Source organism: Micromonospora sp. CA-248089, from assembly GCF_050948515.1.
In the GTDB taxonomy this organism is placed as follows: domain Bacteria; phylum Actinomycetota; class Actinomycetes; order Mycobacteriales; family Micromonosporaceae; genus Micromonospora.
The window spans coordinates 5,039,418-5,053,802 of the sequence record NZ_CP192016.1; the positions used below are offsets into that span (position 1 = coordinate 5,039,418).

14 protein-coding genes and 1 pseudogene are annotated in these 14,385 nt (G+C 72.0%); 5 read left to right on the forward strand and 10 right to left on the reverse strand.

The window, feature by feature from the left end; translation table 11 throughout:
• Nucleotides 1–231: 231 nt before the first annotated feature.
• Nucleotides 232–879, forward strand: coding sequence for a DUF4870 domain-containing protein (locus ACQP26_RS23570; protein ID WP_269704584.1), 648 nt, complete (start codon nt 232–234; stop codon nt 877–879).
• 39 nt (nt 880–918) lie between these two features.
• On the opposite strand, the gene hemW is transcribed toward ACQP26_RS23570, so the two are convergent.
• A complete protein-coding gene (gene hemW / locus ACQP26_RS23575) occupies nt 919–2,142 on the reverse strand; it encodes a radical SAM family heme chaperone HemW (RefSeq protein ID WP_269704583.1) in 1,224 nt (407 codons plus the stop codon).
• Nucleotides 2,143–2,161: 19 nt separating this feature from the next.
• Between hemW and ACQP26_RS23580 the strand changes: the two genes are divergently transcribed.
• Together ACQP26_RS23580 and ACQP26_RS23585 are read left to right on the forward strand one after the other, a co-directional pair.
• Nucleotides 2,162–2,947, forward strand: a complete 786-nt coding sequence (locus ACQP26_RS23580; protein WP_269704582.1) for an enoyl-CoA hydratase-related protein — start codon at nt 2,162–2,164, stop codon at nt 2,945–2,947.
• A 112-nt stretch (nt 2,948–3,059) separates the two neighbouring features.
• A complete protein-coding gene (locus tag ACQP26_RS23585; protein ID WP_281577018.1) occupies nt 3,060–3,920 on the forward strand; it encodes a hypothetical protein in 861 nt (286 codons plus the stop codon).
• 12 nt (nt 3,921–3,932) lie between these two features.
• On the opposite strand, the gene ACQP26_RS23590 is transcribed toward ACQP26_RS23585, so the two are convergent.
• From ACQP26_RS23590 to ACQP26_RS23620, 7 genes are all read right to left on the reverse strand, one after another.
• A complete protein-coding gene (locus tag ACQP26_RS23590) occupies nt 3,933–4,766 on the reverse strand; it encodes a carbohydrate ABC transporter permease (RefSeq protein WP_128136489.1) in 834 nt (277 codons plus the stop codon).
• Complete coding sequence (locus ACQP26_RS23595; RefSeq protein WP_281577017.1) at nt 4,763–5,749, reverse strand: carbohydrate ABC transporter permease; 987 nt, start codon at nt 5,747–5,749, stop codon at nt 4,763–4,765. The genes ACQP26_RS23590 and ACQP26_RS23595 overlap by 4 nt, the downstream gene beginning before the upstream one ends.
• Complete coding sequence (locus ACQP26_RS23600) at nt 5,746–7,038, reverse strand: sugar ABC transporter substrate-binding protein (RefSeq protein ID WP_281577016.1); 1,293 nt, start codon at nt 7,036–7,038, stop codon at nt 5,746–5,748. The genes ACQP26_RS23595 and ACQP26_RS23600 overlap by 4 nt, the downstream gene beginning before the upstream one ends.
• A gap of 224 nt (nt 7,039–7,262) precedes the next feature.
• Entirely contained in the window at nt 7,263–7,547 is a 285-nt protein-coding gene (locus tag ACQP26_RS23605; RefSeq protein ID WP_013287983.1) for a GlsB/YeaQ/YmgE family stress response membrane protein, read from the reverse strand.
• Between the two features lie 253 nt (nt 7,548–7,800).
• The gene (locus ACQP26_RS23610; protein WP_116507974.1) at nt 7,801–8,088 is read right to left on the reverse strand and encodes a GlsB/YeaQ/YmgE family stress response membrane protein; all 288 of its coding nucleotides are present in this window, start codon (nt 8,086–8,088) and stop codon (nt 7,801–7,803) included.
• 220 nt (nt 8,089–8,308) lie between these two features.
• A complete protein-coding gene (gene lepA / locus ACQP26_RS23615) occupies nt 8,309–10,186 on the reverse strand; it encodes a translation elongation factor 4 (protein WP_194802358.1) in 1,878 nt (625 codons plus the stop codon).
• Between the two features lie 127 nt (nt 10,187–10,313).
• Entirely contained in the window at nt 10,314–10,850 is a 537-nt protein-coding gene (locus ACQP26_RS23620) for a DUF4240 domain-containing protein (RefSeq protein ID WP_433494029.1), read from the reverse strand.
• Here ACQP26_RS23620 and ACQP26_RS23625 point away from each other — a divergent pair.
• Both ACQP26_RS23625 and rpsT read left to right on the forward strand, forming a co-directional pair.
• Nucleotides 10,849–11,924 (forward strand): annotated as a pseudogene (locus ACQP26_RS23625) (phosphotransferase family protein). The gene ACQP26_RS23620 and the pseudogene ACQP26_RS23625 sit on opposite strands and share 2 nt — an antisense overlap.
• A 289-nt stretch (nt 11,925–12,213) precedes the next feature.
• Nucleotides 12,214–12,480 (forward strand): 30S ribosomal protein S20, encoded by a 267-nt coding sequence (gene rpsT, locus ACQP26_RS23630; RefSeq protein ID WP_013287988.1) that lies wholly within the window; start codon nt 12,214–12,216, stop codon nt 12,478–12,480.
• 389 nt (nt 12,481–12,869) lie between these two features.
• Here rpsT and ACQP26_RS23635 read toward each other — a convergent pair whose 3' ends face one another.
• On the reverse strand, nt 12,870–13,367 hold the full coding sequence (locus tag ACQP26_RS23635) for a hypothetical protein (RefSeq protein ID WP_433494030.1): 498 nt from the start codon (nt 13,365–13,367) through the stop codon (nt 12,870–12,872).
• Nucleotides 13,364–14,344, reverse strand: a complete 981-nt coding sequence (holA, locus tag ACQP26_RS23640) for a DNA polymerase III subunit delta (protein ID WP_269704575.1) — start codon at nt 14,342–14,344, stop codon at nt 13,364–13,366. Before holA ends, ACQP26_RS23635 begins: the two co-directional genes overlap by 4 nt.
• Nucleotides 14,345–14,385: the final 41 nt, after the last annotated feature.

A 14,385-nucleotide genomic window follows, 5' to 3' on the forward strand; every position in this document is an offset into this window, starting at 1 on the left:
CCCCACCTCCTGACGCACCTCGGCCGGGCCGGCACGCGACATCCGCCGGGCGGCTGGCACTCGACTGTAGCGAGTGCCAGTCTACGTCGGCACCCCCGCCGAGGCGATGATCGCCTGACGGACCCGGGGTGCGGCCCGCCACACAACCCGGCCCACCAGGGCCGAACAGCCGGTCATCGTCGGTCTGTGTCGCTCTGGTGCCAGTTGCCCGGTGCCCCTACCGTGGCGACCATGACTGAACCTCCTCGCCCACCCGGGGCAGGGGACTCCGGCCCCCAGCCCGACCCGTCGGCGCCCTACGGCTCGTCGCCGGGCAGCGAACCGCCCACCGCTCCACTGTCCGGGGCTCCGGGCGCCGGCGGCTATCCCCCGCCCGGTGACTATCCGCCTCCGGGCGGCTACCCGCCGCCGGGTGGCCAGCCTCCGCCGGGCGGCTACCCGCCCCCCGGTGGTTACCCCCCGCCGGGCGGAGCGCCCGGCTACGGCGCCGGCTACCCCGCCGGTGGCGGGTACGGCCCGGCCTCGTACGCCAACAACGACGAGAAGACGTGGGCCCTGGTGGCGCACTTCGGTGGCGCCGCGGGCGTCATCGTCGGCGGCGGCCTGCTCGGCTGGGTCGCCCCGCTGATCGCGATGATGACCCGCGGTCAGCAGTCGCCGACGGTCCGCGCCCACGCGGTCGCGGCGTTGAACTTCCAGATCACCTGGACCATCGCCAGCGTGCTCGCCTGGGTGATCACGGTGATCTCCTGCGGGATCCTGTTCTTCGTCCCGATGCTGGTCTGGCTGGTGCCGCTGATCTTCGGGATCATCGGCGGGATCAAGGCCAACGAGGGTGTGCTCTACCGCTACCCGATGACCTACAACTTCATCAAGTGACACCGCCGGCCGGCCGAGGGGGCGGCCGGCCGGTGCCGGTCACGGCAGCAGGTCGCGTACCACCGCGTCGGCCAGCAGCCGGCCGCGCAGCGTCAGCACCACGAGCCCTCGCGCGTACGCCCCGGCGTCGAGCAGCCCGGCGTCCCGGGCCCGCTCGGCGCCCGCCCGGCCGGGCTCGTCCAGCACGTCCAGCGGCAGCCCGGAGGCGAGCCGCACCCGCAGCATCACGTCCTCCATGTGCTGCTCGTCCGGAGTGAGCCGCTCCCGGGCCAGCGCGGGCGAGGCGCCCTCGGCCAGCCGCGCCGCGTACGCGCTCGGGTGCTTGACGTTCCACCAGCGCACGCCGCCGACGTGGCTGTGCGCCCCCGGGCCCAGGCCCCACCAGTCGGCGCCGGTCCAGTAGAGCAGGTTGTGCCGGCACGCCGCCGCCGACGAGCGGGCCCAGTTCGACACCTCGTACCAGGAGAATCCGGCCTCGCCGAGCGCGGCCTCCGCGGCCAGGTAGCGGTCCGCCGCCACGTCGTCGGAGGGGTACGGCAGCTCGCCGCGCCGCATCCGCGCGGCCAGCCGGGTGCCGTCCTCCACGATCAGGGCGTACGCGCTGACGTGGTCGACCCCGGCGTCGACCACCTGGGCCAGCGAGGCGGCGAAGTCGTCGGCCGTCTCGCCCGGCGTCCCGTAGATCAGGTCCAGGTTCACGTGCTCGAATCCCGCGTCGCGCGCCTCCAGCGCGGCGGCGGTGGCCCGGCCCGCGCTGTGCCGCCGGTCCAGCACCGCCAGCACCCCCGGCGCGGCGGACTGCATGCCGAGCGAGATCCGGGTGTACCCGGCGGCCCGCAGCGTCTTGAGCGACTCCGGGCTCACCGACTCGGGATTGGCCTCGGTGGTCACCTCGGCGTCGGCGGCCAGCCCCCAGACGCGGTCGATGCCGTCGAGGATCCGGGCCAGGTCGTCGGCGGGCAGCAGGGTGGGCGTGCCGCCGCCGACGAAGACGGTGTCGACCCGGGGCGGTGGCGAGTCGCCCAGCACCCGCGCGGCCAGCGCCAGCTCGGCCAGCACCGAGTCGGCGTACGTCTCCCGGCTCGCTCCGCCGCCCAGCTCGGCGGCGGTGTACGTGTTGAAGTCGCAGTAACCGCACCGGCTGGCACAGAACGGCACGTGGACGTACACGCCGAAACCGCGCGCGCCGACGTCGCGGCGGGCGGTGGCGGGCAGCGATCCGTCGCGCGGGACGGGTTCGCCTTCTGGAAGGACGCCGGGCATGGCCACTAGTGTGCCCGGCATGACCTCTCCGGACGCTCTCGTGCGAGTCGCCACGGCCCGTGGGGTGACCACCCTCACCCTGGACAGCCCGCACAATCGCAACGCGCTCTCCACGCCCCTGATGACCCAGCTGCTGGCCGGGCTGGCCGACGCGGTGGCCGACGACGCGGTACGCGCGATCGTGCTCGACCACACCGGCCCGGTCTTCTGCTCCGGCGCCGACCTGAAGGAAACCGCCGCCGCGTACGCCAGCGGCACCGTGCCCGCCGGGATGCTCGGCGACGTGCTCGTCGCGGTGCGGGAGTGCCCGAAGCCGGTGGTGGCGAAGGTCGCCGGGCCGGCCCGGGCCGGTGGGCTGGGCCTGATCGCCGCCGCCGACCTGGCGGTCTGCGCGCAGGAGGCGACGTTCGCGTTCACCGAGGTGCGGATCGGGGTGATCCCGGCGGTGATCTCGGCGACCGTGCTGCCCCGGCTGGGCCAGCGGGCCGCCGCCGAGCTGTACCTGACCGGCGACACGTTCGACGGCCGCCGCGCCGCCGAGATCGGCCTGGTCACCGCCGCGGTGCCGGCCGACGAGCTGGACGCCGCCGTCGGGCGCTACTGCGACTCGCTGGTCAAGGGCGCGCCGGGGGCGCTGGCCGGGGCGAAGGAACTGCTGCGCCGGCCGGCCGGGGCCGATCTGCGGGCCGAGATCGCCGAGTTGGCCGCGCTGTCGACCGGGTACTTCCTCTCCGACGAAGGGCGCGAGGGCGTGATGGCGTTCCGGGAGAAGCGTCCCGCCGCCTGGGTGCCCGCCGGGGACTGAGGTGCGCGGCGGGCCCCCCCGGGAGCCATTGCGGCCGTGGTGGGGCCCGCCGGTCGGCCGAGACACGCCGGTGCGGGTGGGACGTACGCTTGTCGGACTGTCGGGACTGGGGGTGCGGGTGCGGACGCGAGCGGCGATCGTGGCATCTGGGGTGGCGGTGTGCGTGCTGGCACTGCTCGCGGTCTACGTCGTGACCAAGCAGTTCGGTGAGCACCTGCGGCTCCCCCTGTCCAGCCGGACGTGCACGGTGAAGGCCGACGGCGAGGTGGTGCTCGGTGCCGACCAGATGGCGAACGCGGCCACCATCGCGGCCATCGGGATGCAGCGCCGGATGCCCGAGCGGGCGGTGGTGGTGGCGCTGGCGACCGCGTACCAGGAGTCGCACCTGCGCAACATCGCCCACGGCGACCGCGACTCGCTCGGCCTGTTCCAGCAGCGCCCGAGCCAGGGCTGGGGCACCCCGGAGCAGGTCCAGGACCCGCGGTACGCGGCGAACAAGTTCTACGCCGCGCTGAAGAAGGTCAAGGGCTGGGAGCGGATGCGGGTCACCGACGCCGCCCAGCGGGTGCAGCGGTCGGCGTTCCCCGAGGCGTACGAGAAGTGGGCGGACGAGTCGGAGGTCCTGACCCGGGCGCTGCTCGGCCACGCGACCGGCGCGGTGGCCTGCACCGTCTCCTCGCCGCCGACGATGCGCGGCCCGGCCGCGGCCAGCGCCGTGCTGGAGAGCCTGTCCCTGGACTGGGGGCTTCCCCGGCTGGCCACCGCGACCGACCTGACCGCGCTCACCGTGCCGGCCGGCGGCGACCGCAACGGCTGGCGGTACGCGCACTGGCTGGTCTCGCACGCCGACGACCACGGCGTGAAGAAGGTCCGCTTCGGCAACCTGGAGTGGACCGCCGAGCAGGGCTCCTGGGCCCGGGTGAAGGGCGACCCGGCCACCGAGGTACGGGCCGAGGTGTTCGCCGCGGCCTGACGGCCCGCCGGGTCAGCCCTTCACCGCTCCCGCCACCAGGCCGGAGACCATCCGGCGCTGCACCAGCAGGAAGAAGACGATCACCGGCAGGGTGAACAGCGTGGACGCCGCCATCACCGAACCCCAGGCGGTGTCGTCCCGGCCGAAGAAGAACGTCATCGCCACCGGCAGCGTGTACTTCTGCTGGTCGTTGATGAAGGTCAGCGCGAAGATCAGCTCGTTCCACGCGGTGATGAACGAGAAGATGCTGGTGGCGACCAGGCCGGGCGCGACGAGCGGGAACAGCACCTTGCGGAACGTCTGGGCCCGGCTGGCGCCGTCGATGGCGGCGGCCTCCTCCAGTTCCTTGGGCACCGCGGCGACGAAGCCGCGCAGCATCCAGACCGCGAACGGCAGCGAGAAACCGAGGTACGTGAGGATCAGGCTGGGCAGCGTGTTGTAGAGGCCGAGCCGCTGGATCATCAGGAACAGCGGGATGACCAGCGCCTCCAGCGGGATCATCTGCACCACCAGCAGCATGATCAGGAACGTGGTGCGCAGCTTGAACCGGAACCGGGCCACGGCGGTCGCGGCGAGCAGCGCGACCAGCCCGCTCAGCAGCACCGTCGCCAGCGCGACCAGCGCGCTGTTGAGGAAGAAGTCGGCGAACGTCACGCCCGGGATCAGGTTGCCGGTGAGGATCTCCCGGTAGTGCTCCAGCGTCGGCTCCGCCGGCACCGGCCGGGGCGTGGACGAGAAGATCTCCCGGTTGGGCTTCAGCGAGGTCGCCACCATCCAGTAGACCGGGAACGCGGCGAAGAGCGCGACCAGCAGGCCCGCGCCGTTGAGGGCGATCTTCTTCGTCATTCGTCCTCCTGCCGCAGCACCATGCGGACGTACAGGGCGGTCACCACGAGCAGGATCACGGTGAGGATGACCGCGATGGCGGAGCCGAGGCCGTACTTGGGCGGCGGCGAGAACGCCTCCGCGTACGAGTAGATGGACAGCATGAACGTGGACCGGTCCTGGGTGCCGCCGGCCAGCACGAACTGCTGGGTGAAGACCTTGAAGTCCCAGATCGTGGAGAGGACCACGAGGATGCCGAAGACCGGCCGCAGGACCGGGAACGTGACCGACCAGAACACCTTCCACGGCCCGGCGCCGTCGACCCGGGCCGCCTCCTGCAGCTCGGTCGGCACGCTCTTGAGCCCGGCCAGCACGCTCACCGCGATGAACGGGAACGAGTGCCAGACCACCACGAGCGTCAGGATGGCGAAGAACAGCAGCGGGTCGTTGAACCAGCCGTAGCCGGTCCAGTCGCTGCGCCCGAACAGGGCCGTGGAGAGCCCGTCCGGGAGCTTGTTGAACAACCACGTGACCAGGCCGCTGGTATCGTCGAAGATCCACTTCCAGACGATCGTGCCGGTCAGCGCCGGGGTGGCCCAGGCGAGCATCACGCAGCTCGCCACGAACGTGGCCATCTTCTTGCCCAGGCGGTTGAGCAGCAGCCCGACCAGGGTGCCGAGGATCATCGTGAGCGCCACGTTGGCGATCGCGAACAGCACGGTGTTGCGCAGCACCGTACGGAAGAACGGGTCGCCGAGGATCTGCGCGTAGTTGGCCAGGCCGACCCACGGCCACTCGCGGTCGCCGCGCAGCTGCCGGACGCTGTCCAGCTTGTGGAAGGACATCCACACGACCTGGCCGAGCGGCCAGAGCAGCAGCACGGCGATGATCGCCAGGCAGGGCAGGAGAAGCAGGTACGGAAGGTGGTCCACCCGGCGACGGCGCCGCCGCGCGGGGGTGTCCCGCGCGGCGGCGCCGTCGGTGGCCTCGGTCAGCGTGGTCACTTGGCGTTGAGAATGCTTTCCATCTCGGTGGCCGCGTCGGCGGTGGCCTTCTCGACCGTCTTCTGGCCCTTGATGACCGAGCTGTTCATCGCCTGGGTCACCGTCTTGGTCCGGCTGACCTCGACCCACTTCGGGGTGAGCGGGGTCAGCTTGGTGTTCTGGATGGCGGTCGCGAAGGCGGCCATCACCTTGTCGTTGGCGTAGTCGCCGCTGCTGACCAGGTCCTGGTAGACCGGGAAGAAGCCGAGGCTGCTGGCGAACTCCTTGTCCTTCTGCTTGCTCAGCAGCACGGTCATGTAGTCCCAGGCGAGCGCCTGCCGCTCGCTGTCCTTCCAGATGGCGATGTCGGAGCCACCGGCGAACGCCGGGGCGGGCTTGCCGTCCGGGCCGGGGATCGGGAACGTGCCCCACACCTTCTCGATGTCGGGGTTGTCCTTCTTCATCGCGCCGCCCTGCCAGCTACCGGCGAACGCCATGGCGGCCTTCCCGGTGGCGAACTGGGTACGGGCGTCGACCTCGTTCCACCCGGCGGCGGCCGGCGGGGCGACCTTGTGCACGGTGACCAGGTCGGTCCAGAACTTGACCGCCTTCTGCGCCTCGGGGGTGTTGTAGCCGGACTTCCAGCTGTCCCCCTCCTTGGTGGCGATCTCGCCGCCGGCACCCCAGAGGAAGGAGTAGAACGGCAGCTCGGAGTTGCCGGGCAGGGCGATGCCGTAGGTGCCGGGCTTCTTGGCCTGCACGGCCTTCGCGGCGGCGACCATCTCGTCCCAGGTCGTCGGCGGCTTCACTCCGGCCTCGGCGAACCAGTCGGTGCGGTAGTAGACGGCGCGGACGCCGGCGTACCAGGGCACGCCGTACTGCTTGCCGTCGAGCTGGGCGTTCTTGACCAGATCGGGCAGGATGTCCTTGCCCTCGGACCAGCCGTTGAACTTGTCCGAGACGTCGGCCAGGGCCTCCTGCGCGGCCCAGCCCTGGGTCTCGGTGTTGCCCAGCTCGGTGACGTCCGGGCCCTCCCCGCCGGCGAGCGCGGCCTGGAACTTCTTCGGCGCCTCGAGCCAGGGGATGTACTGCACCACAACGTCGGTCTCGGGGTGCTTCTTCTTGAACTCCGCCTCGACGCTGTCGAGGAACGCGGTCTGGGCGTCGCCGCCCTCACCCATCATCCACACAGTGAGCTTGCTGTTGTCGGCGGCCTTGTCGTCGTCGCCGGAGCCACCGCACGCGGTCAGCACCAACGCGGCCGACGCCACGATGGCGGTGACCGGAGCCAGCCGCTTCCACCTGTTCACGCCATATCTCCCTCAGGGCCGTTTGGCACTAACCTTCTCCGCCGCACCTTAGTAGGAAAATTTCCTTTACAACAGGGGGTGTTCGTGACGGAGGGCACAGGCGACCGTATCGCAGCCGCGGCCCGGCCGACATCGATGCCGTCCGGGCCAGCTCAGGGGCCGCACACGCCGACGGGCGCCCGGCCGGTGAGGCCGGGCGCCCGTCGAGGCGCGTGGTGCGGGGGTCAGTAGCGCGAGACGCCGCGGCGACGGCCGACGCCGGCCACCAGGGCCACACCGATCGCGGCGAAGAGCACCTGCAGCATCAGCTCGCGCCAGTCGATACCGGCGGTCTCGGCGAAGCCGGAGGCCCGGGCCACGATCGTGCCCAGAAGCGCGGCACCGACACCGATCAGCATGTGCAGCCAGATCGGCATGTTCTGACGGCCCGGCACGACCAGCCGGCCCAGCGCGCCGACGATCAGACCAACGACCAGCGCGGTGATGATGCCCCAAACGGTGAGCTCCATGGTCGCCCTCCTCCTTAAGAACCGGTCACACGTTTTCGTGTGGTTACTGTCGTGATCGCTAAGTTCCCGACCGCCCGGAAATCCAAACCGACTCCGATGACGAATTGTTCAGACGCGCTCTGACCTGCTACTTCTCCCCGAAACCCGGCGCCCGGGGCGAGCCAGGGGCACCGACGGGGTTCAATGCGCCGAATACGCCGACGGGCGCCCGGCCGATACGGCCGGGCGCCCGTCGAGGCGCGTGATGCGTCGATCAGTAACGCGAAACGCTGCGGCGGCGGCCGACGCCGGCCACCAGGGCCACACCGATGGCGGCGAGCACGACCTGCACGGCCAGCTCGGCCCAGTCGATGCCGGCGGTCTGCGTGGCGATGCCGAGCGCACGGGCCAGGACGGTGCCCAGCAGCGCCGCGCCGACACCGATCACCATGTGCAGCCACATCGGCATGTTCTGCCGGCCCGGCACGACCAGCCGGCCCAGCGCGCCGACGATCAGACCCACGACGAGCGCGGTGATGATGCCCCAGACGGTGAACTCCACGGTCGGTCCTCCTAAGCGATTTCGCACGTTCTGTGCGTTTGCTGTCGTGTCCGCTCAGTGCCCGACGCATCGAAAAACGAAACCGGCCGCATCGGCCGCCGCTCCCCTGCCGGGACGAACCCGCAGGTGGGAGCGCTGCCGCCGGCTGAAAATTTCCTGGGTACGCGAACGGCCGGCACCCTCGGGACGAGGATGCCGGCCGCTGCGCGGAGCCTGACTGCTACTTCTTGCCGGCGGGCTTGCCGTCGCCGGAGTCGGACGAGAGCGCCGCGATGAACGCCTCCTGGGGGACCTCCACCCGGCCCACCATCTTCATCCGCTTCTTGCCCTCCTTCTGCTTCTCCAGCAGCTTGCGCTTGCGGCTGATGTCACCGCCGTAGCACTTGGCGAGCACGTCCTTGCGGATCGCGCGGATGGTCTCCCGGGCGATCACCCGGCTGCCGATGGCCGCCTGGATCGGCACCTCGAACTGCTGGCGCGGGATCAGCGTGCGCAGCTTCGCCGCGATCGTCGTGCCGTACGTGTACGCCTTGTCCTTGTGCACGATCGCGCTGAACGCGTCGACCGGCTCACCATGCAGCAGGATGTCGACCTTCACCAGGTCGGACGCCTGCTCGCCGGAGGGCTCGTAGTCGAGCGAGGCGTAACCCTTGGTGCGGCTCTTGAGCTGGTCGAAGAAGTCGAAGATGATCTCGGCCAGCGGCAGCGTGTAGCGCAGCTCCACCCGGTCGGCGGAGAGGTAGTCCATGCCGAGCAGGCTGCCCCGGCGGCCCTGGCACAGCTCCATCACCGCGCCGACGTAGTCGTTCGGGGTCAGCACGGTGGCCCGCACCGTCGGCTCGTACACCTCGGCGATCTTGCCGGTCGGGTACTCGCTCGGGTTGGTGACCACGATCTCCTCGCCGTCCTCCTGGATGGCCCGGTAGACCACGTTCGGCGCGGTGGAGATCAGGTCGAGGTTGAACTCCCGCTCCAGCCGCTCCCGGATGATCTCCAGGTGCAGCAGGCCGAGGAAGCCGCAGCGGAAGCCGAAGCCCAGCGCGCCGGAGGTCTCCGGCTCGTACACCAGCGCGGCGTCGTTGAGCTTGAGCTTGTCCAGCGCCTCACGCAGGTTCGGGTAGTCCGAGCCGTCGATCGGGTAGAGCCCCGAGTAGACCATCGGCTTCGGGTCCTTGTAACCGCCGAGCGCCTCCTTGGCCGGGTTGTTGTTGATGGTGACCGTGTCACCGACCCGGGACTGGCGCACGTCCTTCACGCCGGTGATCAGGTAGCCCACCTCGCCGACGCCGAGCGCGTCGGCCTTCACCATCTCCGGCGAGATGACGCCGATCTCCAGCAGCTCGTGGACGGCGCCGGTGGACATCATCTTGATCCGGTCCCGGGCCGAGATCCGCCCGTCGATCACCCGGACGTACGTGACCACGCCCCGGTACACGTCGTACACCGAGTCGAAGATCATCGCGCGGGCCGGCGACTCGGCCTCGCCCACCGGCGGCACGAACTGCCGGACGATCTCGTCCAGGAGGTACGGCACGCCCTCGCCGGTCTTGCCGGAGACCCGGATGCAGTCCGCCGGGTCGCCGCCGATCAGGTGCGCCAGCTCCTCGGCGTACTTCTCCGGCTGGGCGGCCGGCAGGTCGATCTTGTTGAGCACCGGGATGATGTGCAGGTCGTTCTCGAGCGCCAGGTAGAGGTTGGCGAGCGTCTGCGCCTCGATGCCCTGCGCGGCGTCGACGAGCAGGATCGCGCCCTCGCAGGCGGCCAGCGAACGGGACACCTCGTAGGTGAAGTCCACGTGGCCCGGAGTGTCGATCATGTTGAGCACGGCGCTCTCACCGGCCCGGTCACCCTCGCGGATCGTCCACGGCATCCGCACGGCCTGGCTCTTGATGGTGATGCCGCGCTCGCGCTCGATGTCCATCCGGTCCAGGTACTGCGCGCGCATCTGCCGCGGGTCGACCACACCGGTGAGCTGCAACATCCGGTCGGCCAGGGTCGACTTCCCGTGGTCGATGTGGGCGATGATGCAGAAGTTCCGGATGCGCGCCGGGTCGGTGGCACCAGGAGCGTTCGCGCCGGGATCGAGCGTCGGTGGCACAGCGGTCCGTTCTGGTCGGCTGACGTGAGCGGGCCGACGCGCCGCCGGCCCCCTCCATGGTCCCACGTCGCCCGGCGCACGCCCGGACTCCCCCTTCACTCCACGGCTATTCCACGGGTGGCTCGCGCTATTCCATGGGTGGCTCGACGAAGAGGGCGGCCAGCCTCGGCAACCGGCGGCGGGCCTCCTCCTCGTCGTCGAAGTCCCAGAAGTCGTTCAGGTCGGGCACCGGGACCGGGTCACGCTCGGCCGGCAGGTCGGACGCGGTGGCCTTCCGGTACGCGTCCCACGGCACCGCGAGCATCTGCTCGCACTCGAACTCCTCGCCGCTGAGCGCCGCGGCCCGGACCTGCGGCAGCTCGGCAAGCGCGTCCGGATCGCCGACCGCCCGGGCGAACACCGCCCGGCCCTGAGTCATCAGCCAGCCCCGGAAGTACTCGAAGCCGTCGTCCGAGGCACCCCCGTTGATCAGGTACGCCGCGCCCCAGAGGTCGACCTGGTAGGAGGCGGCGAGCACCCGCCGCTGGTGGTGGGCGTAGCCGACGATCTCCTCCGGGTCGCGCTCGGCCAGCAGCGCGACCGCCCGGGCCGCCACCGCGTCGGGCTCTCCCCCGGCGCCGGCGCGGGCGTCGTCGATCAACTGCCAGAACTCGTCGGTCCTCATGGGGGGCAGTCTGGCAGAGCCCACCGACGCGCCGGACCGCCGCGCGCCGCCGGTGCGGCAGCATGGTGCGGTGCGCGCGATCTCCCTACCGCCCGTTCCGTACGGGTCGACAGCGGTCCGGCCCGGCTGGGCCGACCTGCCGGCCGGGCTGCGCGGCGCGCTGGCCGCCCGGATCGGCGGCGAACCGGCGGCGGTACGGGTGACGGGCGGGGGATTCACCAGCGGCTTCGCCGCCGTGCTGACCGGCCCCACCGGGGAACGCGTCTTCGTGAAGGCGGCGGCGCTGCACGGACAACGGCACCTGGTCGACTGGTACGCCCACGAGGCGGCGATCCTCGCCCGGCTCCCGGCCGGGCTGCCGGTGCCCCGGCCACGCTGGGCGCTCACCGAGTCCGGCTGGTACGCGCTCGCCCTCGACGCGATCGACGGGCACACCCCCGCGCTGCCCTGGGCGCCGGCCGAGCTGGACGCCGCGCTCGCCACGTACGCCGAGGTGGCCACCGCGCTCGCCGGCCCGCCCGCGGAGCTGGCCGCGCTCCGGCTCCCCGCCTCGCGGACCTGGCCCGCGACGACATCCTCTGGTGGGGCGAGGTGGCCGCCGGGCGCGAGCCGCCGCCCGAGCAGGCCGCCGGTGCCCCGCTGGCCGAGTTGGTCGCGCTGGAGTCGCGCCTGCCCGGGTACGCCGACGCGGCCCCCGGGCTGGCCCACGGCGACCTGCGGGTGGACAACCTCCTGATCGACCCCGACGGCCGCGCCTGGCTGTGCGACTGGCCCTGGCTCTGCCACGGGCCGGCCTGGTTCGACCTGGCCGGGCTGCTGCTCACCGCGTACGCCAGCGGCCTGGACGCGGACGCCGCATTCGCGGGTCACCCGGCGGCAGCCGGGGCGCCCGCCGACGCGCTGGACGTGGCGCTCGCCGCGCTGGCCGGGTACTTCCTGACCGGCGCCGCGGCCGGACCGTCGAACGCCTCCCCCCATCTGCGCGCCCACCAGCGGTGGAGCGGAGAGCAGGCGCTCGGGTGGCTGGCCGAGCGGCAGGGCTGGTCCTGGGCACGGCACCCGCGCCCCTCGTGATCGGATCCGCTCGGCACGGCCGGCTCGGCACGGCCGGCACGGGCCGGCCACTGTCTTCCAGCCGGCGACGGTCGACGGCAAGGCTCCCGGCTGGCGGCGGGCAGCGGGCTGGTGGGTGGCAGGCTGGTGGGTGGCGGCGGGCTGGTGGAGGGGCGTCTGTCCCGCCCGGGCTGGAGGCGTTTTGGCTCGTCCGGGGCCGACCTGGTAGGCTGGCTTTTCGCGCGGCGATGACGCATGCTCGTCGTGCGCGAAAGCAGACCAACCCGAGCTATCAAGACGAGGCTGTCGCGTGGCGAACATCAAGTCCCAGATCAAGCGCAACCGGCAGAACGAGAAGCGCCGGCTGCGTAACAAGTCGGTCAAGTCGTCGCTGAAGACCGCCATCCGGAAGTTCCACGAGGCTGCCGAGGCGGGCGACACCGAGAAGGCCACCGTGCTCATGCGTGAGGCCACCCGCAAGCTGGACAAGGCTGCCAGCAAGGGTGTCATCCACTCGAACCAGGCGGCCAACCGGAAGTCGGCGATCGCCAAGCGCGTCGCCTCGTTCTCTGCCTGACCAGCGCTACAGAACCTACCGGAAGCCCCGGGGCCACCGCGCCCACGGGGCTTCCGCCTGTCCGCACTCCCCCGCAGCGGGTCGCATCACGTGCGCGTGCGTCGCGCTACGCGCTGCGCGCGTCGGGAGCCCGGAGATCTTGGACGATTTCGGCCCCTATGAGGGCCGTTTCGTACCAAGATCTGCGGGGTGATCGCGCCACGGCCGGTCGGCGGAGGCTCTGGCTGTGGGAGCGCGCGTGTCCGGAGGGCGCAGTGCGGGGCGGCGGGAGAGCGCGCGGCGTTCGGCGAGCGCAGGCAAGGCGGCAGCGCAGTGCGGGGCGGCGGGAGAGCACGGGGCGTCCGGCTGGCGCAGCGCGAGGCGGCGGGAGGGCCTAGCGCGGTGGGTCGCTACTGCTCGTTGGGGCGGTCGAACGTGGCGCGTCGCGGATGGTGGTAGCGGACGCCCCGGGAATCGGTGGTCGCGCCACCCGGCAACGCACGGGCGCTCGGCGGCGCCGCACCGCCCGGCAGCGACCCGAGGCTCGCCGCACCGCCCGGTAGCGCGCGGGCAGTCGCCGGCACCCGCGCCCGGCCGATCACCGGCTCCATCTGGCGGCGGAAGCGATCCCGCTCCTGCTCGGGCACCTGCGCCGCGGTGCGGACGACCATCTCGGCCACCACGTCGTTGAGCTTGACCATGGCGGCCACCGCGATCGGCAGCACCACTACCGCCCACCAGCTCACCAGTTCGGCGAGTGCGAGCAGCACGGCCAGCGCCACCGCGCCCTCGAAGAAGAGGAAGCAGAGCACCCCACCCGGGTTGACGAAGCGCAGTCCCAGCACCCGGGCGTAGAGCGGGCGATACCGCTCCTCGTCCGTGGCCACCGTCGACCACGCTCGGGTCACCGGGCGCCGCCCTGCCGGGCCGCCGCCACCGCGAACACGGCTCGCTCCAGCGCGTACGCCCGGTCGTCGGCACCGCCCTTGACCGCCGCGTTGCACTCGGCTGCCACCCGCATCGCCTCGACGAGGCCCTCCGGCGTCCAGCCCCGGGCACGTACCTGAGCCTTCTCGATCTTCCAGGCCGGCATGCCGAGCGTCTTGGCCAGCTGGAACGCGCTGCCCCGGCCGGCGGCGGCGACCCGGGCGACGGTCCGTACGCCGTCTGCCAGCGCGTCCGCGATCGGCACCGGGTCGACGCCGACGTGCAGCGCCCACCGCAGCGCCTCCAGCGCCCCGGGTACGTCACCGACCATCGTCGCGTCCGCGACGGTGAATCCGGTGACCTCGGCCCGTCCCCGGTAGTACCGGGCGACCGTGTCCGCGCCGATCCGGCCGTCGGTGTCGGCGACCAGCTGCGAGCAGGCGGCGGCCAGCTCACGCATGTCGTTCCCGACGGCGGCGACCAGGGCGTCCGCCGCGTCAGGCGTGCACTTGCCGCCGATGCGACGGATCTCGTCCCGCACGAAGGCGGCCCGCTCCCGGTCGCCCTTGAGCTTCACGGCCGGCACCACAGTGGCGCCCGCCGCCCGCAGACCGTCGGCGAACGCCTTGCCCTTCGCCCCGCCCAGGTGCAGCACCACCAGCTGCACGTCCGGGTCGGGATTCTTCGCGTACGCCAGCAGCGCTGCGACGAGGTCCTTCCGGGCGTCCTGACCGGAGCGGAGCACGAGCACCCGGCGACCGCCGAACAGCGACGGGCTGAGCATCTCGGCGATCTCGCCGACGGTGAGCGTGCCGGCCTGGTATTCCCGCACGTCCACGTCGGGGTCCACCTCGCGGGCCCGGGCGACGGCTTCGGTGACCGCTCGCGTGGCGAGCAGCTCCTCGTCGCCGAGGACGAGCACAATAGGAGGCAGGTCGGCGGGGGTCACGTCGCCCATACTCGCACGCCCTCCGACCGGCCGGGCCTGCTCATCGGGGA

Excerpts from the sequence above, each read along its gene's own strand:
- ACQP26_RS23570 (WP_269704584.1), top strand. The coding sequence starts at position 232 with ATGACTGAACCTCCTCGCCCACCCGGGGCAGGGGACTCCGGCCCCCAG.
- hemW (WP_269704583.1), bottom strand. The coding sequence starts at position 2,142 with ATGCCCGGCGTCCTTCCAGAAGGCGAACCCGTCCCGCGCGACGGATCG.
- ACQP26_RS23580 (WP_269704582.1), top strand. The coding sequence starts at position 2,162 with ATGACCTCTCCGGACGCTCTCGTGCGAGTCGCCACGGCCCGTGGGGTG.
- ACQP26_RS23590 (WP_128136489.1), bottom strand. The coding sequence starts at position 4,766 with ATGACGAAGAAGATCGCCCTCAACGGCGCGGGCCTGCTGGTCGCGCTC.
- ACQP26_RS23605 (WP_013287983.1), bottom strand. The coding sequence starts at position 7,547 with ATGGAGCTCACCGTTTGGGGCATCATCACCGCGCTGGTCGTTGGTCTG.
- ACQP26_RS23620 (WP_433494029.1), bottom strand. The coding sequence starts at position 10,850 with ATGAGGACCGACGAGTTCTGGCAGTTGATCGACGACGCCCGCGCCGGC.
- holA (WP_269704575.1), bottom strand. The coding sequence starts at position 14,344 with ATGGGCGACGTGACCCCCGCCGACCTGCCTCCTATTGTGCTCGTCCTC.